Source organism: Pseudomonas sp. ADAK7 (assembly GCF_012935675.1).
Classification (GTDB): Bacteria; Pseudomonadota; Gammaproteobacteria; order Pseudomonadales; family Pseudomonadaceae; genus Aquipseudomonas.
The window spans coordinates 4,568,543-4,589,657 of the sequence record NZ_CP052861.1 but is presented as its reverse complement, the minus strand read 5'-3'; the positions used below and the strand labels follow the sequence as shown (position 1 = coordinate 4,589,657).

Below are 21,115 nucleotides of genomic sequence, written 5' to 3'. Positions count from 1 at the left end.
CCTGCCTAGGATGAAGCCATTCGCCAAGGGATATTTCCATGTACAACCCCAGCTCATTTGCCATCAAAGATTTGCCGGACTTGCAGCAGCAGATACTCGCCACCCGGCTCGCCATCCTGGTGACCCACGGCGAGCAAGGCCTGCAAGCCAGCCATATCCCGCTGCTGCTGGACACCGAACAAGGACCCAATGGCACCCTGTATGGACACTTCGCCAAGGCCAATCCGCAATGGAAGGACCTGCAGAACGGCGCCGAGGCGCTGGTGATTTTTGCCGGTGCCGATGCCTACGTCAGCCCCGGGTTTTACCCGAGCAAAGCCGAGCACGGCAAAGTGGTGCCGACCTGGAACTACATGGCCGTGCACGCTTATGGCGTGGCTGAAGTGTTCAGCGACGCCCATCGTCTGCTCAACCTGGTCAGTGCCCTCACCGATCGCCACGAAGCGGGCCGCGACCAACCATGGAAAGTCGCGGACGCCCCCGCCGACTACATCGACGGTATGCTCAAGGCCATTGTCGGTTTCGCATTGCCGATCCAGCGCCTGGAAGGCAAACGCAAACTGAGCCAGAACCGCAGTGCCGCAGACATCGCCGGTGTGCGCGAAGGGTTGGCTGCCAGCCCCTACGCGCAGGACCAGGCCCTCGCCCACTTGATGCGTTAAGGAATGAACATGAGTCAGATCGAGATTCGCCAGGTCACCGCCGACGACCACGCCGCATGGTTGCCGCTGTGGCAGACCTACTTGAGCTTCTACAACACCGAACTGCCGGAAGCCGTGACCCCTAGCACCTGGCTGCGCATGCTCGACCCGAACGAACCGACCCACTCCGCCCTCGCCTGGGCCGATGGCAAAGCCGTGGGCATGGTGAACTTCATCTACCATCGCTCGAACTGGAGCATCGAAAACTCCTGCTACCTGCAAGACTTGCTGGTAGCGTCAGAAACCCGTGGCACCGGCGTCGGGCGCAAGCTGATCGAATTCGTCTACGCCACCGCCAAGGCGGATGGTTGCTGCAAGGTTCACTGGCTCACCCACGAATCCAATGCCACCGCGATCCAGCTCTACGAGCGCATCGCCGAACGCCCCGGTTTGATCCAGTTTCGCAAAGCCCTTTAAGGTTCAAGGAGAGCAACATGACCACTTCACTCGCGGACTGGAAAGGCGCGCCAGCCCCCACCGTTCAACTGATCGAAGGGCGCTTCATCCGCCTGGAAAAACTCGACCCGGCACGCCACGCCGACGGCTTGTTCAAAGCCCTGCAAGGCCCCGGCGCCGACCCGAAACTCTGGGATTACTTGCCTTACGGCCCGTTCCCGGAACGCAGCGTGTTCAACGATTGGCTGAACAACCACGCGGCCAACAGCGATCCGTATTTCTTCACCGTAATCGACCGTGCCAGCGGTGATGTGCAAGGCATCCTCAGCCTGATGTCCATCGTCCCGGCCCAGGGCCGGATCGAAATCGGCCACGTCACGTTTGGCGCATCGATGCAGCGTTCGCCAAAAAGTACCGAGGCGGTATATCTGCTGGCCAAAGAGTCGTTTGCCCTGGGCTACCGGCGCCTGGAGTGGAAGTGCAACAACGGCAATGCCCGCTCCAAATATGCGGCTGAGCGGTTGGGTTTCAGTTTTGAAGGGGTGTTTCGCCAGCACATGGTGGTGAAGGGACAGAATCGTGATACGGCTTGGTATTCGATTCTGGATTCGGAATGGCCGGAGGTTGGGGCGGGGTTTGAGCGGTGGCTTTCAGATGAAAACCAGACCGATTCGGGCCAAGTGAAAACCCTGGCCGAGTGCCGCGCCTAGTGATCGTTCCCACGCTCTGCGTGGGAATGCAGCCCGGGACGCTCCGCGTCCCATCGAATGCAGAGCGTCCGTAGAGGCGTTCCCACGCAAAGCGTGGGAACGATCTTCTCAGTTGAGTCTCTGGGCAAGCACCGCAATATGCTCCGGCCCAATCCCGCAGCACCCGCCCAAATGGCTGGCCCCACGTTTCTGCCAATCGGCCGCCCAATGCAGGTAACCCGGCGGATCGAGATCGTCGCGCAACGGGTCGAGCCCGTCGTTGGCCGTGGCCTCTTTCGGTTGCGGCGGGAAGGCATTGGCGTACGCGCCGATGTGAATATTCACACCCAGCCGCTCGAACGTTTCCCGCGCCGCATCAATCGCCGCGCCAATCACTTCGGGCTGGCTGCAATTGAACAGTAATGTCTCGACACCCAGCTCAGCGGCCACTGCCGCCGCCTCGGCCACCGGCTCACCGGAACGCAAACGCGGCACGTCGTCGGTGTCTTCATCCTTCAAGGTAAACGACAGCCAGAACGGCTTGCCATCCTTCGGCAGACCCGCGTGGATCGCCCGCGCCTCAACGATCGAGCTCTGGGTTTCCGCCAGCCACAGGTCAACGTGCGGCGCGAGCCCTTTCACCAGTGGCGTCAGCAGTTCCGTCACCCGCGCAGCGTCGAACAAGTCTGGACGATAGGAACCAAACAACGGAGGCAATGAACCGGCCACCCGCACCGGTTTGCCCGCCGCCTCCACCGCACGCCGTGCCAACTCGCCGGCCAACGCCGCGAGCGCCTGGCCCTCGGCAGCAAAACGCTCCTCACCGATATGGAACGGCACCACCGCGTAGCTGTTGCTGGTGATGACATTTGCACCGCTTTCGATATAAGCCGCATGCACCGCCTCGACCGCTTGCGGCGCTTCGCTCAAGGCCAGCGCCGACCACTCGGGCTGCCGGAACGGTGCACCTGCGCGTTGCAGTTCACGACCCATGCCACCATCCAGAATTACTGTGCTTCCTGCGCTCATATGCTTTTTACTCATATGCTTATGAAAATAACTCACTATCAGAGTCGTTCTTATAACTATTTAATACGCACCATTCGGTTAATAACAACCATTTTTTATCAGGGATCGACTGTGAAATTTCAACCGCTACTGGCCCTGGGCCTGACGATTCTGGCTGCCTCCACTCAAGCCTTTGGCGGCGCCACGCTGGACCGCGTCGAGCAGAAAAAAGAACTGGTGGGCGTGTTGATGGAGAGTTATCCACCGTTCTCGTTCCTCAATGACCAGAACCAACTCGACGGTTTCGACGTCGATGTGGCGAAAGCCGTGGCCGAGAAACTCGGCGTGAAGCTGCGCCTCGAAACCCCGTCCTGGGACGTGATCGCCGCCGGCCGCTGGAGCGGGCGCTACGACATCTGCATCTGCTCCATGACCCCGAGCAAGGCCCGCGCCGAAGTCTTCGATTTCCCGGTTGAGTACTACGCCTCCCCGGCCGTGATCGTGGTTAACGCCAAGGATGATCGCATCCACAACGCCAAGGACCTGAGCGGCAAGAAAGTCGGCCTCACCAGCGCCTCCAGCTACGAAAGCTACCTGAACAAAAACCTGGTGATCGAAGGCGCTGAAGACACGCAGTTGCAGTACCCGTTCGAGGATGTGCAGATCGCCCCGTATGACACCGACAACGTGGCCTTCCAGGACTTGGGCCTGGGCGCGGGCGTTCGACTGGATGCGATCCTCACCAACCTGGTGACCGCGCAACCGCGCCTGAACGAAGACAAGCGCTTCAAACTGGCCGGCGAAACGTTGTACTCGGAGCCGAACTCGGTGGCCATCGAAAAGGGCGACGCGCAGTGGGACGGCAAGGTGCGTGAAGTCTTCGCGCAGCTGAAACAGGACGGCACGTTGAGCAAGCTCTCGCAAAAATGGATCGGCGCCGATATCAGCAAATGACTTCTTTCCCCACACCTCCAAAGCCGCCGCAACCGGTGGTTGAGTCACGATTGCAACGGATCTTCGGCTTCCGCACGCGGCTGTACCTGACCTGGGCGGCGATGCTCGGCTTGTTCGCCAGTTTCTTCCTGAGCTTCGACCTGAAGTTCTCGATCATCCTCGACAAACTGCCGAACCTCGTCGGCCTGCACCTGGCACCCAACGGCTTCCTGCAAGGCGCGGCGCTGACGTTATTTCTCTGCGCCTGCTCAATCGTCGCCTCATCGCTGCTGGGCTTCATCACTGCTTTGGGACGGCTGTCGAAAAGCGCCGTGGCGTTCGGCATCGCCAGTTTCTACGCCTCGTTCTTTCGCGGCACGCCGCTGCTGATCCAGATCCTGCTGATCTACCTCGGCCTACCGCAACTGGGCATCGTGCCCGGCGCCATCGCTGCGGGGATCATCGCCCTGTCGCTGAACTACGGCGCTTACCTGAGCGAGATCTTCCGCGCCGGCATCCTCGGCGTCCCCCACGGCCAACGCGAGGCATCACTGGCCTTGGGCATGCGCGAAAGCGTGATCTTCTGGCGCGTCACCCTGCCCCAAGCCATGCGCACCATCATCCCGCCGGCCACCAACCAATTCATCTCCATGCTCAAAGACTCGTCGTTGATCTCGGTGATGGGGGTGTGGGAAGTGATGTTTCTGGCGCAGTCGTATGGGCGGTCGAGTTATCGGTATATCGAGATGCTGACGACCGCGGCGGTGATTTACTGGGTGATGTCGATTGGGTTGGAGCTGATTCAGGCGCGGATGGAGCGGCATTACGGTAAAGCCTATGTGAGCCGTAGCTAGGTTGAAACACGACTCCCTGTATGCGTTGCCGAAGGCTGCGATCTTTTGATCTTGAAAGCATTCAGCCTTCGGTAACACCTTGCTGCCGACTTAGCTGAAATCCCGTCGAATCCGCACCACGCCCATCTTCAAGCCAAACGGTTTGAACACAGAATTGAGCGATTTCAGCGTCTGATTCCCTTCCCCATGCTCGATATGCACCAGCGTGCGCACAGAGATTTTGCACATCTTCGCGAACTGGGTTTGGTGCAGGCCGGTGACTTCCACACGCAAGCGACGAATCGCTTCACCAATTTCAAGAGTACCTTCGGCCAGAGCCTCTTGAATGCTTTCTATGAGCACAGTGCGCTCGGCAACGGTCATGCTCATATCAGATCCCACTCTTTCAAGCGCCGCGCCAGATTTTTCAAATCTATTCGCGGGTGATTCATTGTCACATCAGGTAATCCGCTGTCGGCCAGAATATCCGGGAGTGCCATCAAACGTGTGGCATCCTCACGCAATCGCTCAAAAGATCCCGACCAATCACTCAGCGCTGCAAGTGGGTCATCCGGATCAGCAATGTCAGCCAACGCCTGGCACACGCCACGCCAATTTACGTCCCCGGCCCTCTCCAACTCTTTTGGCCACTTGGTGGTTCGTGTTACGCCTTCTTCGTCCATCACCATTGGTGCCAAGTCATAAATCGGTGCCATGCGGAACGAGGCCGTATCGCGAATGATTGCAGTGTTGCGTCCATGGTTATCTGAATTGCCGAGGATTTTGTTGATCAGATCCCGGCGTAAATAATCGGCAACAAGATCCGGGATCTGATTCTCTTGCGCCCCATCACGCCAGAGCTCTGCAAGCAGCCGAATAACCTCCATGTGATTCATTGGACTACCAGGCGTGGTTACTTGGGCTAGCGAGTAGATCGACTCCACAGCAAAACGCTCAACTCCCTGAGGGGTTACTCGACGGTCAAAACGCTGCATCCACAGACTGGGTTTGGTCGCTTCTTCAAGGGCCAGTCCCTCTACCGCCACCGTTTCGATACCCAGTGTTTGCAGTGCCTTGTAGTAGTGGTACTCACTTCTGAGGATGTCCTGATCGTTCTGGGTTCCTTTGTTACGAGAGAACTTCACGAACCAGTGCTGGCTGACGTCTGCGTCGTCCAGTACCGCATCGGGGTATAGATCTCCGTCCTTATCCTGAGCCAGCAAGAGTTTCGGTGCCTCGCCGCCAGCCCCCGTTGCCCCGCCAATTGCAGCACCCTGCTCGTAGGCATATTCAAGAAACCGGTTATCACGACTAATGACATCCTGACGCTTAAACCCTATCACTTCACGCTGCCCGACTACATCGACAGACTCCTTTATCCGCATATTGCCAATCGGCGCCGGAGTACTTGTGGACAGAAGGAAAAGATCCTCACTGATACCAGCTGGTTTTTCTCGGCCTATCCGTTGCTGAAGAAATCGTTTGGCCGCACCTGCTGGCGCGATGTCGTGCAGAAATGCTGGCGCATTGGATCGCTTTCCGTCCCACTCCAGGGGAAACCTGGCACTCACTGCCTTCGCAAAAGGAGTTGGGATGTCCGCATAGTTATCGACCAGGTAGCTCTGTTCGTAGCCGAAGCTGCAGCGACTTTCAAAGCCCTTTTCAGGATTGTCGAAGCTTAAGACCATAGCGTCGTGCCAATTCCCTGCCGTATAGACCTGTAGGGTCAGGTTGTACATGTCGTCACCTGCATTTAAATGCATTTTTTGAAGAGCAGTTCGCATCTAATATGCAATATAGTGCATTTACAGCACGATAAGTGTTCTTATAGACGCAAAATAATGCAGATGCGTCAGCTATTGAGCTCATACATCATTCTGTAAAAACCCTCCGCTATACAAGACGGCCTGCTTATAACAAAAAGGACCGTCCACCCATGCCCTTCTCGCCCCAGCGTCTTGCCCTGACCATCGCCCTGCTGATCAGCGCTACCACCGCCCACGCCAAAACCGTTCAGATCAACACCGCCACCACCGCTGCGCAAACCCTCGGCGGTAGCGACACCCTGACGATCTCGGCCCCCGGCAGCATCACTAACAGCGGCAAGACCGTGAGCCTGAAGGACAAGACCAGCGGCGCCGGCGTGGTGATCGATAACTCGGGCAAGATCATCTCCACCGGTGGCCGGGCGATCGACAGCAGTGGCGACCTGACCCAGGCGCGTAACTACAGCATCTATAACCGCAGCGGCGGGCAGATTCTTGGATTCAACGACGCGCTGCGCATCGACAGCAACTTCGCCAGCGGCAGTTTGTTGATCGATAACAGCGGCATCATTCGCTCCACCACCGGCCAGGGGCTGGACCTGGATGCCTTGCGCAGCGACGGGGTCAAAACCACGATCATCAACCGCGCGGGCGGGCTGATTCGGGGGGATGCCAGCGACGGGATGAAGACGGGCGCCAACGCGACAATCACCAACTACGGCGAGATCTCGACCGGCGATTCGCACAATGCTGACGAGAAGTTCGACGGCATCGACATTGATACAGCGACCGGCGTAACGGTGACCAACTACGGCACCATTTCCGCCGGCCGCCACGGCATCACCACCGACCTCGGCGCCACGCTGGTCAACTACGGCCAGATCACCGGGCGCAACGGTTCGGGTTTTGGTTCCGACGGCGACGGCACCGTCATCAACCACGGCACGATTACCGGCGCCTACTCGGGGCTGCAACCCAACGGTGACGGCGATGGCGTGGACATCGACCACATCGCCCACATCGAAAACTACGGCACCATCCAGGGCGTCGGCGCGGGCGGTGTGGACAAGGGTGGTTTCGCCAACGGCAGTGAAGGCATCGCGTTGGGCGGAGGCACGGTAGTGAACGCCAAGGGTGCGCTGATCAGCGGCGCCAACAGCGCCATCCTGGTGGATGATGGCAGCGGCGGCTCAGGCGTGGCGGCGACGACGCTGGAAAACTTCGGCACCATCCAGGGCCTCGACGGTTTCGGCGTGAAGTTCGTTGGCGAATTTGCCGACAACGTGATCAACGGCGGGACCCTCAGCAGCAGCAACGGTCTGGCGCTGGACCTGGGTGGCGGCAACGACAGCCTGACCCTGCGCAACGGCAGCCGCTTCGTCGGCGTGGTCGATGGCGGCAGCGGTTACGACCGGGTGGTGATGGACGATGTGGCGGGCGGCAGCTTCGGCGCCAGTCGCAATTTCGAATGGCTGGAAGTGAAGCAAGGGGCCTGGACGCTGACCGGTAGTGGTGATTTCAGCGATGGCGGCGTTGTGCGCAATGCTGCGACATTGCTTAACCAGGGCAGCATTGCCGGCACGCTGACCGTGGATCAGGGCGGCGTGTATGCCGGCGGCGGCTCGGTGGGCAATCTGCTGGTCAACGGTACGTTGCAGACCAATACGCAACTCGGCACTGCAACCATCACTCACGATTTGACCTTCGGCAGCGGCGGCACCCTGGCCTATGGCGTGAATGCCGACGGTTCGAGCGCCCCTGTAATGGTCGGCGGCGTCGCCAACCTGAACGGCGCGACCCTGGCGGTGAACCCCGGCAGCGGCGCTTACCCATGGCAAAGCCATTACACCGTGCTGCAAGCCGCGAGCATCAACGGCACCTTCGGCAAGGTCACCAGCGACTACGCCTTCCTCACGCCGACCCTCGCTTACACCCCGACCCAAATCGATCTGACCTACACCCGCAACGACATCACCTTCAACGAGTTCGCGGCCACCGGCAACGGCAGCAACGCCGCCAACAGCCTGGCCTCAATGGGCAAAAACAACGCGCTCTACAACGCCTTGCTCAACACCACAAACGCCACGGCCGGCGCGGCCATCGAGCAGCTGGCCGGCGCGAGCAACGCCAACCTGACCAGCGCCACCCTCGGCGCCAGCAGCCAGGTCGGCAGCAGCATGCTCTCGGCGATGCAGCAAATGGGCGGCGGTTCAGGCTTGCTGGTAGGCCTTGATCAGCGGGACACACCAGGCCTCGCGTCCACCGGCGTGCCGTCCGAAGCGCGCAACCTCAACGACCCGAATGCCCAGGGCCGACTCTGGCTGCAAGCCATCGGTGGCTACGGCAAGCTCGACGGCGAACATGGCAACAGCGGTCTGGAACAACGCACCAAAGGCAGCGTGCTCGGTGCCGATTGGGCGCTCAATCCGCAATGGCGCCTGGGCGTGTTGGGCGGTTATTCGAAAACCGACCTGGATGCCACCGGCGTCGACGGCAATGTCGAGAGCTGGCACGCCGGGGTCTACGCCCTGCGCCAAAGCGGTCCGTTCGCGTTACGTCTCGGCGCCGCCTACAGCGGCCATCAAGGGGAAAGCAAACGCACCGTCGCCTTCAACGGTTTCAGTGATCGACCAAAAGGCGACTACGACGCCGACAGCCAACAAGCCTTTGCCGAACTGGGCTACGCGATGGGCAGTGGCCGCTTTAGCGCCGAACCCTTCGCCAACCTCGGCTATCAGCGCTACCACCGCGACAGTTACAAAGAGAAAGGAGGCGTCGCCGCATTGCAGGTCAACGAGCAAACCCAGGACAACTTCAACAGCACCTTCGGCGTACGCCTGGCGCACCTCAGCACCCTGGACAACGGCATGAGCCTGACCCCGCGCATGACCGCTGGCTGGAAGCATACCTATGGCGATGTCAGCAGCTCGACGCGCCAGGCCTTTGTGGTCGGAGGTACGGCGTTCAGTGTCGATGGCAGTTCGCTGGATCGTGACAGTCTGGTGCTGGAAGCCGGGCTGGATCTGGGCATTTCTGCGCGGCATAGCGTCGGCGTTGCCTACAGTGGCGAGATCGGCAGTAACAGCCGCAATCACGGGTTGATTGGACAGTGGCAGATGAGTTTCTGAGTTTTCGCCAATCGAAGCTTCCGGGATTGTTGTAGGGAAAGACGCCTGATGGATGGGTGAAAACGTGCTTGGTCGAATCTCACTGTTGATTCGGCTACAGGCGACGTCTCAACGCCTTGCGCAATGCCCGGAAATGCCCGGCATCCGCAAACCGCATCGAATTTTAGAGTTTGGCCTCCGCTCAATAGAGGTTGAACACGATGCTTATCCGACACAGTTTTCGTCCCCACTGCATGGCCCTGGCCATATCCCTCGCCCTTGGCCATGCAGGTTCCGTGATTGCTCAACAACCCACCTCCACCCCGCCATTGCCGGACGAGCAGCTGGCTCGGCTGGAAGCATTGATCAACGATCCGGCGACCATCAAAACCCCAGTCATCAAGACAGAAACCGGTCCTGATGGTGTGGCATTGAAACTGGGAGATTCCAACGATCTGGTCACTGTCAGCCGACGCGGCCGTTTCGACGGAGTGGTTGATGGCGGTGGCGGCAGCAACGTTCTGCAACTCGATACCGTGAACGGCGGCGAACTCGGGCAAAGCCGCAACTTCGATTTTCTGCACATAAAGCGAGGCCAGTGGGCGCTGACCGGGACAGGTGATTTTCATGACGGCGCCGTAGTGGCGAACAACGCCGCGCTGACCAACCGTGGAAGTATCGTGGGCCAAGTGTCCGTGGATAAACGAGGGACCTTTCGCGGTAACGGCCAGGTCGGTCACCTGAAGGTAGAAGGCAACCTTGAGGTCAACGCCTTGCACGGAGCCCCGCGGGTCAGCGGCAATCTGGATCTGCACAAAACCGCTGTATTGGCCTACGAGGTCAATGCCGATGGCCGCAGTGAAACGATAACAGTCGATGGCACCGCCCACCTCGGCGATGCCACGCTGAAGATTGTGGCGGTGACGGGCGATTACCCGTTGGCCAGCCAGTACAGCGTTATTGAGGCCGGTAAGGTTGAGGGCGAATTCGGCAAGGTCCTAAACGACCTGGCCTTTATGACGCCGGCCGTGCAATACAACGAAAAGACCGTTGGCCTGACCTACGCTCGCAATGACGTTTCGATCGAAAGCGCCGCCACAACCGAAAACGGGCGAGCGTTTGCCCAAGGCATCATCGAGGAGTCAGAAGAAGTTCCGCCAACTCAGTTGCCCGCCGATACGCCAAGCGATGTCACCACGGCTTCGAATTCAATCGACGCCATTGAGCCCTCTGGCGCTGCTCCGATTGCAATGCCTGACATAGAGGTCTTCGTTGCAGCCTCAACGCCAACGACCGTCACTGAAACCGTCGTCACGGCCCCAACACCAACCCCCGTCACTGAAATCTCCGGCCCGGCTGTTGCGCAAACTAACGCCACTGGCCTGGCGCCCTCTGCGGCCACTGCAACCTCAACCAGTGCGTCAGGTACAGCGCCTGCCACCGCTCAAGTGCGCCCTCCGGCCGGCCCGGCAGCGGTCGCCGCTTCACAACCAGCCGCTTCACCGAACGCCGCCATCAACGCCCTGCTCGGTACCGATAAAACCACCGCAGGCCGAGCGATCGAACAACTGGCCGCAGGCAGCAATGCCAATCTGGTCAACGCCACGTTAAGCAGCGTTAATCCCGTCAGTACCAGCATGCTGTCAGCCATGCGCCAGCTGGATAACACCCAGGGTCAAAGCGCTCAGACACCGCGCGTCACGGCAGTCAACGAAACTGGCGCCAGGGTCTGGGTACAAGGGTTGAGTAATGGCGGCACACTGGACCGCAGCCGGGGGAGCAGCGCCTTGCAACATGCCTCCCAAGGGTTGGTAGTCGGTGCGGATTGGGCGCTCGATGAGCAATGGCGCATGGGCGTCATCGGCGGAAAATCGCAGACCCGCCTCGACGGCAACGACATGGACGGTGATTTGAATAGTTGGCACCTCGGCGCCTATGCCCTGTACCAAAATGGCCCACTGGCGATGCGCTTGGGTGCTACACACGGCAACCACGACGGCAGCACCAAACGGCGAGTGGCGTTCAACAATTTCAGTGACCGCCCAAAGGGCAGCTACGACGCCAGCACTCAGCAAGCTTTTGCAGAGGTGGGCTACAACCTCGCCAGCACCAACATCAGCGCCGAACCCTTTGCCAACCTCGGTTACCAGCGCTATCACCGCGATAACTACACCGAGAAAGGCGCGGCCGCGGCCTTGCAGGTTCATGGGCAAACACAGGGTAACTTCAGCAGCACCTTCGGCCTGCGCGTCGCGCAGCTCAACACCCTGGATAACGGCATGCAACTGACGCCGCGCTTCAGTGCCGGCTGGAAACACACCTACGGCGATGTCGATAGCAGGACGCATCAACGACTGGTAACCGGCGGCAAGACTTACACCGTCAAAGGCGCCGCACTGGATCGCGACAGCCTGACGCTCGATGCAGGTCTGGACCTCGCGGTTTCGACTCGGCATACGCTGGGTGTCGGCTACAACGGTGAGGTCGGAAATGACAGCCGCAGCCATGGCGTCATGGGGCAGTGGCGGATGGCATTCTAATCATCGCCTGATTCACCACACACCATTGTAGGAGCGAGGCTTGCCCGCGAAGGCGATGTGTCATTCAACATTGTGGTGTGTGGTGGCCTCAAACGCCGGGCAAAAAAAGGGGAGCACATGCCCCCCCGAGGTTTAAAGCGGTGTTATCTCGGTTGTTAAATCAACCTTCGATCTCGATCAGGATTTCGCCCGGGTTCACCCGGTCGCCCTTGGCCACATGGATGGCGGTGACTTTGCCGGCGATGGCGGCCTGCACTTCGGTTTCCATCTTCATCGCTTCGGTGATCAGCACGGATTGCCCGGCTTTCACGGTGTCGCCTTCCTTGACCAGCACATCGACGATGTTGCCCGGCATGGTGGTGCTGACGTGGCCCGGCGCCGTGGCTTGCTTGCGCTTGCTGCTGCCGCCGCTGACGAATTCGTTGAGCGGTTCGAACACCACTTCTTCCGGCATGCCGTCGATGGACAGGTAGAAGTGGCGCTTGCCTTCGGCCTTGACGCCGACACCGGTGATGTCGACGCGGTAGGTCTCGCCATGGACGTCGATGACGAACTCGGTCGGCACGCCTTCGCCACCGGCCGAGGTCACGCCGCCGGCTTCAGGAATCGGCAGCAGCACTTCTGGTGTCAGGGTGCCGGCGTTGCGTTCCTCGAGGAACTTGCGGCCGATGTCCGGGAACATGGCGTAGGTCAGCACGTCTTCTTCGGACTTGGCCACGGCGCCGATTTCGGCACGCAGCTTGGTCATTTCCGGCTTCAACAGGTCGGCCGGACGAACGTCTATCACCTCTTCGCTACCGATGGCCTGACGGCGCAGTTTTTCGTTCACGGTGCCCGGCGCCTTGCCGTAGCCGCCTTGCAGGTAGAGCTTCACTTCGTTGGTGATGGTCTTGTAGCGCTCGCCGGCCAGCACGTTGAAGAACGCCTGGGTGCCGACGATCTGCGAGGTCGGGGTCACCAGCGGCGGGAAGCCGAGGTCTTCGCGAACTCGCGGGATTTCGGCCAGCACTTCGCTCATGCGGTTGAGTGCGCCCTGCTCTTTCAGCTGGTTGGCCAGGTTGGAAATCATCCCGCCCGGCACCTGGTTGACTTGCACGCGGGTGTCGACGGCGGTGAATTCGCTTTCGAACTGGTGGTACTTCTTGCGCACGGCGTAGAAGTACAGGCCGATCTCTTGCAGCAGTTCCAGGTTCAGGCCAGTGTCGAACTCACTGCCTTTAAGGGCGGCGACCATCGATTCGGTGCCTGGGTGGCTGGTGCCCGAGGCGAAGCTGGAAATCGCGGTGTCGATGTGATCGGCGCCGTTTTCGATGGCTTTGAGTTGGCACATGGTGGCCATGCCAGCGGTGTCGTGGGAGTGAATGAACACGGGCAGCGACTGCTCGGATTTCAATGCCTTGACCAGTTCACCAGTGGCGTACGGGGTCAGCAGACCGGCCATGTCCTTGATCGCCACCGAGTCGCAACCCATGGCTTCCATTTGCCGGGCTTGCGCCACGAACGCGTCGATGGTGTGCACCGGGCTGGTGGTGTAGGCGATGGTGCCCTGGGCATGTTTGCCCGCCGCTTTTACCGCTTCGATGGCCACGCGCAGGTTACGCACGTCGTTCATCGCGTCGAAGATGCGGAACACGTCGATGCCATTGACCGCGGCTTTGGCGACGAAGGCTTTAACCACGTCGTCGCTGTAATGCCGATAGCCCAACAGGTTCTGGCCACGCAGGAGCATTTGCAGGCGTGTGTTAGGCAGTGCCGCACGCAATTGGCGCAGACGCTCCCACGGATCTTCCTTCAGAAAACGTACACAGGCGTCGAAGGTCGCGCCGCCCCAGCATTCCAGCGACCAGTAGCCGACTTTGTCGAGCTTGTCGCAGATCGGCAGCATGTCTTCGGTGCGCATGCGGGTGGCGAGCAGCGATTGGTGGGCGTCGCGCAGGATTGTGTCGGTTACATGGATTTTCTTGGACATTTTGTTATTCCTCACAGGCCTGCGTGGGCGGCGATGGCGGCAGCGATGGCCAAGGCCAGCTCTTCGGGTTTGCGCTTGATCGAGTAGTTGGTCAGTTCAGGGTGAGCTTCAACGAAGCTGGTGTTGAACTGGCCGCTACGGAATTCCGGGTTACGCAGGATTTCCTGGTAGTACGCGGCGGTGGTCTTGACCCCTTGCAGACGCATGTCGTCGAGGGCGCGCAAGCCACGGTCCATCGCCTCTTCCCAGGTCAACGCCCACACCACCAGTTTCAGGCACATGGAGTCGTAGAACGGCGGAATGGTGTAGCCGGTATAGATCGCCGTGTCGGTACGTACGCCGGGGCCGCCGGGTGCGTAGTAACGGGTGATCTTGCCGAAGCTCGGCAGGAAGTTGTTTTTCGGGTCTTCGGCGTTGATCCGGAATTGCAGGGCGAAACCGCGGTGCTGGATGTCTTCCTGCTTCACCGAAAGCGGCAGGCCGGAGGCGATGCGGATCTGCTCACGGACGATGTCGATGCCGGTGATTTCTTCGGTGATGGTGTGTTCCACCTGCACCCGGGTGTTCATCTCCATGAAGTACACCTCGCCCTCGGCGAGCAGGAACTCCACGGTGCCGGCGTTCTCGTAGCCCACGGCCTTGGCTGCACGCACCGACAGGTCGCCGATGTAGGCGCGCTGTTCCGGGGTCAGTTGCGGGCTCGGCGCGATTTCGATCAGCTTCTGGTTGCGGCGCTGGATCGAGCAGTCGCGCTCGAACAGGTGCACCACGTTGCCAAAGCTGTCGCCGAGGATCTGCGCTTCGATATGTTTCGGGTTGACGATGCATTTTTCCAGGAACACTTCCGCCGAACCAAAGGCCTTGGTCGCTTCGGAAATCACCCGTGGAAAGGCTTGTTCAAGATCTTCTCGGCTGTCGCAGCGGCGAATACCCCGGCCGCCACCACCGGAGGTGGCCTTGAGCATGACTGGATAACCAATGCGGTCGCCTTCAACCAGGGCTTCGGCGATGTCTGCGACATTGCCTTCAGTCCCTGGGGTGACCGGCACGCCCGCCTTTATCATGCTGCGACGGGCTTCAGTCTTGTCGCCCATGCGGCGAATCACTTCAGCCGACGGGCCAATGAACTTGATGCCGCGCTCTGCGCAGATATCGGCCAGTTCAGCGTTTTCCGAGAGGAAACCGTAACCGGGGTGCAAAGCATCGCAACCGGTTTCTACCGCCAGATTCACTAACTTGCGCGCATTCAGGTAACCGGCCAGTGGGTCGGCACCGATGCTGTGGGCTTCGTCCGCACGCTTGACGTGCAAGGCATGCCGGTCGGCGTCGGAGTAGACCGCGACCGAGCGAATGCCCATCTCGGCGCAGGCACGCACGATTCGTACGGCAATCTCACCACGGTTGGCGATCAGGATCTTTGTTATCACTTGGAGGTTCCCTTGAGCCGGTGGTACCCACGACCTGCTAGACCAGGTCGACGCGTGACTAAATGTTTCGATTTAGTCGCAGCCCCACACTAGCCCCCATGAGGGATTAACAAAAATGATTAATTATTGGGTCAGGCATAAGTAAAGACTTATAGTTGGCGCACCAGCCTGCGGTGAGAGCGCCTATAAAATGCGTAAGTCATTGATGCGTATGACATTGCGTCAATTGCAGATCTTCAATGAAGTCTGTGATCTGAGGTCCTACAGCCGCGCGGCTGAGGAAATGTCCCTCACACAACCTGCCGTGAGCCTACAGATTCGTCAACTTGAGGAGCTGATCGGTCAACCTTTGTTCGATTACGTCGGCAAAAAGCTCTACATGACCGAGGCAGCGGAAGCGCTTCAGCGCGCCAGCCGGGACATTTTCGGCCGCCTGGAAAACCTCGATATGCAGCTGTCGGACATGCAGGGCTCGTTGCAAGGTCAGCTGAAACTGGCGGTGGAATCCAGCGCCAAGTACTTCGTGCCGCACCTGTTCGCCGCATTCAAACGCCAGCACCCGGAAGTGAACCTGCACCTGACGGTGGTCAACCGTGGTCAGGTCATCCGGCGCCTGTCGGATAACCGCGACGACCTGGTGATCATGTCGATGGTGCCGCAGGACATGGGCCTGGAGTTCCTGCCCTTTCTGAACAATCCGATTGTGGCGGTGGCGCCGCCGGACCATCCGCTGTGCCACATGGGACCGCTGCGTTTGCAGGATCTGGAGCCTTACACGCTGTTGATGCGCGAGCCAGGTTCCGGTACGCGGATGGCGTGCGAAGAGTATTTCAAAGAGAAGCGTGTGCACTTCACCCAGACCCAGGAGGTCGCGTCGGCGGAAGCCCAGCGTGAGTGCGTGTTGGCGGGCCTGGGCCTGGCGCTGTTGACGCGCCACGCCCTGAACCTGGAGTTGGCGACCGGCGCCCTGATTGAGCTGCCGGTCGAAGAGCTGCCGCTGTATCGCAGTTGGTGCCTGGTGCAGGCCAAAGCTAAACGCCTGTCACCGGTGGCGCACGCCTTCCTGGCGTTTATCCGCAGCGAACGGGTGCAGATCAGCGCGTTGGTTGAGCGTTTCGACGGGAAACTACCGGTGCTGCCTGCCAGTAATTGAGTTCCAGCTCGTCAGGAAAATCGCCAATCTCGGCCAGAAGCTGGCGGCGTTCGCAGCGATCTTCGATAGCACGGCGAAATTCCATGCGGCGCTGGTCTTCTTGCTGGCGACGGGTTTTGAGGGCGCTGTTGCGTTCTTCGTAGGGCTGGGCCATTGCAGGTCTCCCAAGTCGAGTACGGGAGTTACACGATGAACGCTGGGGATGACGGTTTGGCGGCGGGTGGGTTACAGAGAGATGAAAGTTGTCGTATTTGAGGACGCCTTCGCGGGCAAGCCTCGCTCCTACAGTTATCGCGTACCTGTAGGAGCGAGGCTTGCCCGCGAAGAGGCCCTCAAGACAAATAAGGAATCAATCGTCCAGCGCTTTCACCGATTTAGGCGAAAGCCGCAAGCTGCGCAGGCTGCGCTTGACGCTCTTGAGGTGGTTGACCAGGCTCGGCCCGCGCGCCATGGCCACGCCCATCGCCAACACGTCGATCACCACCAGGTGGGCGATGCGCGAGGTCAGCGGTGTATAGATTTCGGTGTCTTCGTGCACGTCGATCGCCAGGTTGACGGTCGACAGCTCGGCCAACGGCGTCTGGCTCGGGCACAAGGTGATCAGCGAGGCGCCGCTTTCGCGCACCAGATTGGCGGTGATCAACAAATCCTTGGAACGGCCCGACTGGGAAATACAGATCGCCACGTCGGTCGGCTTCAGGGTCACGGCCGACATCGCCTGCATGTGCGGGTCGGAATACGCGGCTGCCGTCAGCAGCAATCGAAAGAACTTATGCTGAGCATCCGCCGCCACCGCACCCGACGCGCCAAAGCCATAGAACTCGACCCGCTGCGCTTGGGACATCAGCGACACCGCCCGCTGCAATTCCACCGGATCGAGCTTCTCGCGAACCTCCATCAAGGTATGCAACGTAGTGTCGAAAATTTTCAGGCTGTAGTCAGCGACCGAATCGTCTTCATGAATCGCGAACTGCCCGAAACTCGCACCGGCCGCCAGGCTCTGCGCCAGCTTCAGCTTCAAATCCTGGAAACCCGAGCAACCGATGGCGCGGCAAAAGCGCACGATGGTCGGCTCGCTGATGCCCACGCTGTGGGCCAGGTCAGCCATGGAGCTGTGCATCACCGCCGCAGGATCAAGCAGCACGTGGTCGGCGACCTTGAGCTCCGACTTGCGTAACAGGTGACGGGACTGGGCGATGTGTTGCAGCAGATTCAAAGGGGTCGACTCTTTGTTATTGGCAGTTGCCGGGGATGTAGCACGCTTGTAGTTATACTACATGAATCGGCTTTTTGCCTGCTCAATGCGTAACTCAATGTCCCCATTCCACGCGTCGCGCGCTCCATGTAGCACCTTTGGCCCTTGTAGCAGCTGGCGCAGCCTGCGTTCGGCTGCGCAGCAGTCGCGAAACCTGAATACCAAATTTCCCTATTCGATCGCATAACGTCCATTCACGACTGCTTCGCAGCCGAACGCAGGCTGCGCCAGCTGCTACAAAGGGTTTGCGTCCGTGCGCAGCAGCTCACCCAGATCAGCCGCTTCCACCGGCCGACTGATCAAATAACCCTGCACTTCATCGCAGTGCTCGGCTTGCAGAAACTCCAGCTGCTCGACACGCTCCACGCCTTCGGCCACGACTTTGAGCGACAAGCCGTGGGCCATGGCAATGATCGCCCGGGTAATCGCCGCATCCTCGCCACCCTCCCCCAAGCCACGGATAAACGCCTGATCAATCTTCACGTAATCCACCGGGATGCGCTTGAGGTAGCTCAGGGATGAATACCCGGTGCCGAAATCGTCGATCGCCAGCTTCACCCCCAGATCGCGCAACTGTTGGAAGGTCGCGATGATGTGTTCGACGCTGTCCAGCAATTGGCTTTCGGTCAGTTCCAGCTCCAGGTAATGCGGCGCCAGGCCGGTTTCCTCCAGTACCTGACGCACCAGGCTGACCAGTTTGCCCTGGCGTAATTGATGTACCGACAGGTTGACCGATACACGGATCGGCTCAAGCCCCTGGCGCTGCCATTCGCAGGCTTGCCAGCAAGCCTGGCGCAACACGAACTCACCGATCGGGCCAATCAACCCGGTTTCCTCGGCCAGGCCAATGAAATCGTTGGGCGGCACTCGCCCCATGGTCGGATGATCCCAGCGCACCAGCGCTTCGGCAGCGTTCAATCGGCCAGTGGCGAGGCACAGTTTCGGTTGGTAAAACACCTTCAGCTGTTTTTCTTCGATGGCTTTGCGCAGCTGGTTTTCGAGCTGCAAACGCTCAAGCGTGCTGGCTTGCAGACTGTCGGTATAAAACTGGAAGTTGTTGCCGCCCAAGTGCTTGGCGTGCTGCATGGCCATGTTCGACTGACTGACCAACGCGGAAATCTCCCGCGCATTGTCCGGCAACAGGCTGATGCCCATGGACGCGCTGACCACCAGCTCATGCCCTTCAACCGTAACCGGCAAACGCAGTTTGCTCGACAAGCGGGTCGCCACTCGGGCCAGGCTCGACAGGTTGCCGTAGGCATCGAACAACACCGCGAACTCATCGCCGGAAAGCCGTGCGATGGTGTCCGCTTCCGGCAGCGCATTGACCAGCCGCCGGGCCATTTTCTGCAATAACTGGTCGGCGATTTCATGGCCGAGGCTGTCATTGAGCAGCTTGAAACGATCGAGATTGATGTGCAGCAATGCCAAACTGCGTCGCCCGCCCTGTCGCACCCGTTGATGCGCCTCGCGCAGCCGTTCGCGGAACAGCGAGCGGTTGGCCAGGCCGGTGAGTTCGTCGTAATGGGTCAGGTAGCGCATACGCTCTTCTGATTCACGCCGCGCAGAGAGATCGGCGAAGAAGCCGACAATATGGCTGACCTTTCCTCGACTATCGCGCACTGCGTTCAATTGCAGCCATTGCGGATACAGCTCGCCGTTCTTGCGGGTTTCCACCAGTTCGCCTTGCCAACTGCCGTGCTGCTCAAGGGCTTGGTGAATGGTGGCGTAATGTCGACGAGCATCGCGACTGCACGGCAACTCGACGACATTGCGCCCGAGCATGTCGTCGATGTCATAACCGGTGACGCGGCTGAAGGCTTGGTTGACAGCGATCAACGCGTAATTCGGGTCGAAAATCACGATGCCTTCGCTGGCCGCTTCGAACACCGTCGCCGCCAATTGCCGCTGTTCTTCCTGGCCTTTACTGGCGCTGATGTCGCGGCGGGTACCGACCATGCGCACAACCCGGCCGCTTTCGCTGCGCTCAACGGCGCGGCCTCGGTCCTCGATCCAGACCCAATGGCCATCGCCATGGCGCACCCGGTATTCGATCTGGTAATCCTCGCTGCGGCCCTTCAAATGTTCGACCAGCGCTCGTTTGAGGGGCGGCACGTCGTCGGGATGCAGCCGCGGCCGAAGGTGGCTGAGCATGGCGGTCACGTATTCCGGCGCCAGGCCGAACAGTTCCTGGATCTGCGTGTGATGGACTTCGTCGGTTTGCAGGTTCCAATCCCACAGTCCCAGCTCACTGGCCTTGAGCGCCAACGCCAGACGCGCTTCGCTCTTGCTCAAGGCTTGGGTGGCGGTGCTCAGTTCCTGGCTACGCTGGGCAACGCGGTTTTCCAGTTCGATCTGGGCTTCACGCAATTCTTCTTCGGCGCTGCGGCGCTGATCGATTTCCTTGGCCAGTTCGTGATTGAGTTGGTCGCCCTGGGTTTGCGCAAGCTGCAAATGCTCGATCAACGCCTGATTCTGGAAGCGCCGCAACAAGCCACGGTCAATGAGCCGATTGACCTGCCAGGCCACCACGCTCAAGGCGCCCAACAGAATCAGCCCGAACCAGCCCCACCCCTGCTGCTGCTCATCGCCGCCCCAGAACATATATCCGATGGCCGGCAACAGACAGGGCAAAGTAAAGGAGAGAAATGCGGGCAGGCTCACGGCGTAGGCCACGCTGGCCGAAAGCGCCGCCGCGCCGATCAGGCCGAAGACCCAGGCTTGTTGAATGAACGTGTCGGCGGGTACCAGAGCAATGCCGGCACCGGCGAGGGTCAGACCGGTCATGGCCGAACCCAGCAAAAACATGCGAATCCAGATCGGATGGGCCTGGCGGTTGGGGATCGCCGAATCGAAGGCCGCCACTTGAATCACCCGCAGCGCCACCAGTGACAACAACCAGACCAGCCAGACGCTGACCAGGAAGTAGCGCTGCGGGCTCCAGAGCAGACCGGCGCAGACCAGGCCATTGATCAGCATGAACAGCGTCGGCAACAGCGAACCCTGGTACAGCAGGCGCGTGCGTTCGACCGCCATTTCCATGGCGTACTGTTTGCGGATAACCCGGGGCTCTACAGAGGGGCCCGACAGGTCGGAGCTGAGGGTCATAGGCAATATTCTTGTTCTTATAATGAGCGTTGTTGAGCCCGAATTGTGCACGGAGCATACACAAGCAAGGGGCTGGACCAAACAGCTCCAGATCACAAAGTAGACCAAAGTATCGACCGCCGGCATCGCTGAAAAAGCGCCCGAGCGAGCCCCGCCGCCGCTTGCAGCCAGTGACCGACCGGTCGTCCCCCGTCGATCTTTCATCGGCTAATTCAAAGCGATGTTTGCCC

The 21,115-nt window shown here is 59.9% G+C and carries 16 protein-coding genes; 8 read left to right on the top strand and 8 right to left on the bottom strand.

All coding sequences use genetic code 11. The features are described from left to right. Positions 1-38 precede the first annotated feature (38 nt). From HKK53_RS20985 to HKK53_RS20975, 3 genes are read left to right on the top strand one after another with little or no spacing between them, the layout of a single operon-like run. Positions 39-662 (top strand): FMN-binding negative transcriptional regulator, encoded by a 624-nt coding sequence (locus tag HKK53_RS20985; RefSeq protein WP_169372416.1) that lies wholly within the window; start codon positions 39-41, stop codon positions 660-662. 9 nt (positions 663-671) lie between these two features. Further along, positions 672-1,118, top strand: coding sequence for a GNAT family N-acetyltransferase (locus HKK53_RS20980; protein ID WP_169372415.1), 447 nt, complete (start codon positions 672-674; stop codon positions 1,116-1,118). 17 nt (positions 1,119-1,135) lie between these two features. Next, on the top strand, positions 1,136-1,807 hold the full coding sequence (locus tag HKK53_RS20975) for a GNAT family N-acetyltransferase (protein ID WP_169372414.1): 672 nt from the start codon (positions 1,136-1,138) through the stop codon (positions 1,805-1,807). Positions 1,808-1,915: 108 nt separating this feature from the next. Here HKK53_RS20975 and HKK53_RS20970 read toward each other — a convergent pair whose 3' ends face one another. Continuing rightward, a complete protein-coding gene (locus tag HKK53_RS20970) occupies positions 1,916-2,815 on the bottom strand; it encodes a homocysteine S-methyltransferase family protein (protein ID WP_169372413.1) in 900 nt (299 codons plus the stop codon). A 111-nt stretch (positions 2,816-2,926) separates the two neighbouring features. Between HKK53_RS20970 and HKK53_RS20965 the strand changes: the two genes are divergently transcribed. Then, positions 2,927-3,748, top strand: a complete 822-nt coding sequence (locus tag HKK53_RS20965) for an ABC transporter substrate-binding protein (protein WP_169372412.1) — start codon at positions 2,927-2,929, stop codon at positions 3,746-3,748. Further along, positions 3,745-4,581, top strand: a complete 837-nt coding sequence (locus HKK53_RS20960; protein ID WP_169372411.1) for an amino acid ABC transporter permease — start codon at positions 3,745-3,747, stop codon at positions 4,579-4,581. Before HKK53_RS20965 ends, HKK53_RS20960 begins: the two co-directional genes overlap by 4 nt. Positions 4,582-4,671: 90 nt before the next feature. Here HKK53_RS20960 and HKK53_RS20955 read toward each other — a convergent pair whose 3' ends face one another. Beyond that, the gene (locus HKK53_RS20955) at positions 4,672-4,950 is read right to left on the bottom strand and encodes a helix-turn-helix domain-containing protein (protein ID WP_169372410.1); all 279 of its coding nucleotides are present in this window, start codon (positions 4,948-4,950) and stop codon (positions 4,672-4,674) included. Further along, positions 4,947-6,299 carry a HipA domain-containing protein gene (locus HKK53_RS20950; protein WP_169372409.1) on the bottom strand — a complete coding sequence of 451 codons (1,353 nt, stop codon included), beginning with the start codon at positions 6,297-6,299 and terminating at the stop codon, positions 4,947-4,949. The genes HKK53_RS20955 and HKK53_RS20950 overlap by 4 nt, the downstream gene beginning before the upstream one ends. A 197-nt stretch (positions 6,300-6,496) precedes the next feature. Between HKK53_RS20950 and HKK53_RS20945 the strand changes: the two genes are divergently transcribed. Together HKK53_RS20945 and HKK53_RS20940 are read left to right on the top strand one after the other, a co-directional pair. Next, entirely contained in the window at positions 6,497-9,454 is a 2,958-nt protein-coding gene (locus HKK53_RS20945; RefSeq protein ID WP_169372408.1) for an autotransporter outer membrane beta-barrel domain-containing protein, read from the top strand. A 200-nt stretch (positions 9,455-9,654) separates the two neighbouring features. Continuing rightward, on the top strand, positions 9,655-11,973 hold the full coding sequence (locus HKK53_RS20940) for an autotransporter outer membrane beta-barrel domain-containing protein (protein WP_169372407.1): 2,319 nt from the start codon (positions 9,655-9,657) through the stop codon (positions 11,971-11,973). A 160-nt stretch (positions 11,974-12,133) separates the two neighbouring features. Here the strand turns inward: HKK53_RS20940 and oadA are convergent, their stop codons facing one another. Both oadA and HKK53_RS20930 read right to left on the bottom strand, forming a co-directional pair. Continuing rightward, positions 12,134-13,942 (bottom strand): sodium-extruding oxaloacetate decarboxylase subunit alpha, encoded by a 1,809-nt coding sequence (oadA, locus tag HKK53_RS20935; RefSeq protein WP_169372406.1) that lies wholly within the window; start codon positions 13,940-13,942, stop codon positions 12,134-12,136. A gap of 11 nt (positions 13,943-13,953) precedes the next feature. Further along, a complete protein-coding gene (locus HKK53_RS20930) occupies positions 13,954-15,369 on the bottom strand; it encodes an acetyl-CoA carboxylase biotin carboxylase subunit (protein ID WP_169372405.1) in 1,416 nt (471 codons plus the stop codon). 205 nt (positions 15,370-15,574) lie between these two features. Here HKK53_RS20930 and HKK53_RS20925 point away from each other — a divergent pair, with 205 nt between their 5' ends. Continuing rightward, the gene (locus tag HKK53_RS20925) at positions 15,575-16,522 is read left to right on the top strand and encodes a LysR family transcriptional regulator (RefSeq protein WP_166655962.1); all 948 of its coding nucleotides are present in this window, start codon (positions 15,575-15,577) and stop codon (positions 16,520-16,522) included. On the opposite strand, the gene HKK53_RS20920 is transcribed toward HKK53_RS20925, so the two are convergent. The 3 genes from HKK53_RS20920 to HKK53_RS20910 all read right to left on the bottom strand — a co-directional run bounded on the left by HKK53_RS20920 (position 16,464) and on the right by HKK53_RS20910 (position 20,885). Further along, positions 16,464-16,676, bottom strand: a complete 213-nt coding sequence (locus tag HKK53_RS20920) for a PA3496 family putative envelope integrity protein (RefSeq protein WP_169372404.1) — start codon at positions 16,674-16,676, stop codon at positions 16,464-16,466. The genes HKK53_RS20925 and HKK53_RS20920 overlap by 59 nt on opposite strands. Positions 16,677-16,871: 195 nt before the next feature. Next, positions 16,872-17,738 carry a transcriptional regulator HexR gene (hexR, locus tag HKK53_RS20915; protein ID WP_008027445.1) on the bottom strand — a complete coding sequence of 289 codons (867 nt, stop codon included), beginning with the start codon at positions 17,736-17,738 and terminating at the stop codon, positions 16,872-16,874. A 273-nt stretch (positions 17,739-18,011) separates the two neighbouring features. Continuing rightward, the gene (locus HKK53_RS20910; protein ID WP_169372403.1) at positions 18,012-20,885 is read right to left on the bottom strand and encodes an EAL domain-containing protein; all 2,874 of its coding nucleotides are present in this window, start codon (positions 20,883-20,885) and stop codon (positions 18,012-18,014) included. Between the last annotated feature and the right edge of the window lie 230 nt (positions 20,886-21,115).

Bases quoted from the DNA above. Each gene is read 5' to 3' on its own strand.
- HKK53_RS20920 (WP_169372404.1), bottom strand. From the start codon at position 16,676: ATGGCCCAGCCCTACGAAGAACGCAACAGCGCCCTCAAAACCCGTCGC.
- HKK53_RS20955 (WP_169372410.1), bottom strand. From the start codon at position 4,950: ATGAGCATGACCGTTGCCGAGCGCACTGTGCTCATAGAAAGCATTCAA.
- HKK53_RS20980 (WP_169372415.1), top strand. From the start codon at position 672: ATGAGTCAGATCGAGATTCGCCAGGTCACCGCCGACGACCACGCCGCA.
- HKK53_RS20945 (WP_169372408.1), top strand. From the start codon at position 6,497: ATGCCCTTCTCGCCCCAGCGTCTTGCCCTGACCATCGCCCTGCTGATC.
- HKK53_RS20985 (WP_169372416.1), top strand. From the start codon at position 39: ATGTACAACCCCAGCTCATTTGCCATCAAAGATTTGCCGGACTTGCAG.
- HKK53_RS20970 (WP_169372413.1), bottom strand. From the start codon at position 2,815: ATGAGCGCAGGAAGCACAGTAATTCTGGATGGTGGCATGGGTCGTGAA.
- HKK53_RS20950 (WP_169372409.1), bottom strand. From the start codon at position 6,299: ATGTACAACCTGACCCTACAGGTCTATACGGCAGGGAATTGGCACGAC.
- HKK53_RS20925 (WP_166655962.1), top strand. From the start codon at position 15,575: ATGCGTATGACATTGCGTCAATTGCAGATCTTCAATGAAGTCTGTGAT.
- HKK53_RS20910 (WP_169372403.1), bottom strand. From the start codon at position 20,885: ATGACCCTCAGCTCCGACCTGTCGGGCCCCTCTGTAGAGCCCCGGGTT.
- HKK53_RS20960 (WP_169372411.1), top strand. From the start codon at position 3,745: ATGACTTCTTTCCCCACACCTCCAAAGCCGCCGCAACCGGTGGTTGAG.
- HKK53_RS20975 (WP_169372414.1), top strand. From the start codon at position 1,136: ATGACCACTTCACTCGCGGACTGGAAAGGCGCGCCAGCCCCCACCGTT.
- HKK53_RS20940 (WP_169372407.1), top strand. From the start codon at position 9,655: ATGCTTATCCGACACAGTTTTCGTCCCCACTGCATGGCCCTGGCCATA.
- oadA (WP_169372406.1), bottom strand. From the start codon at position 13,942: ATGTCCAAGAAAATCCATGTAACCGACACAATCCTGCGCGACGCCCAC.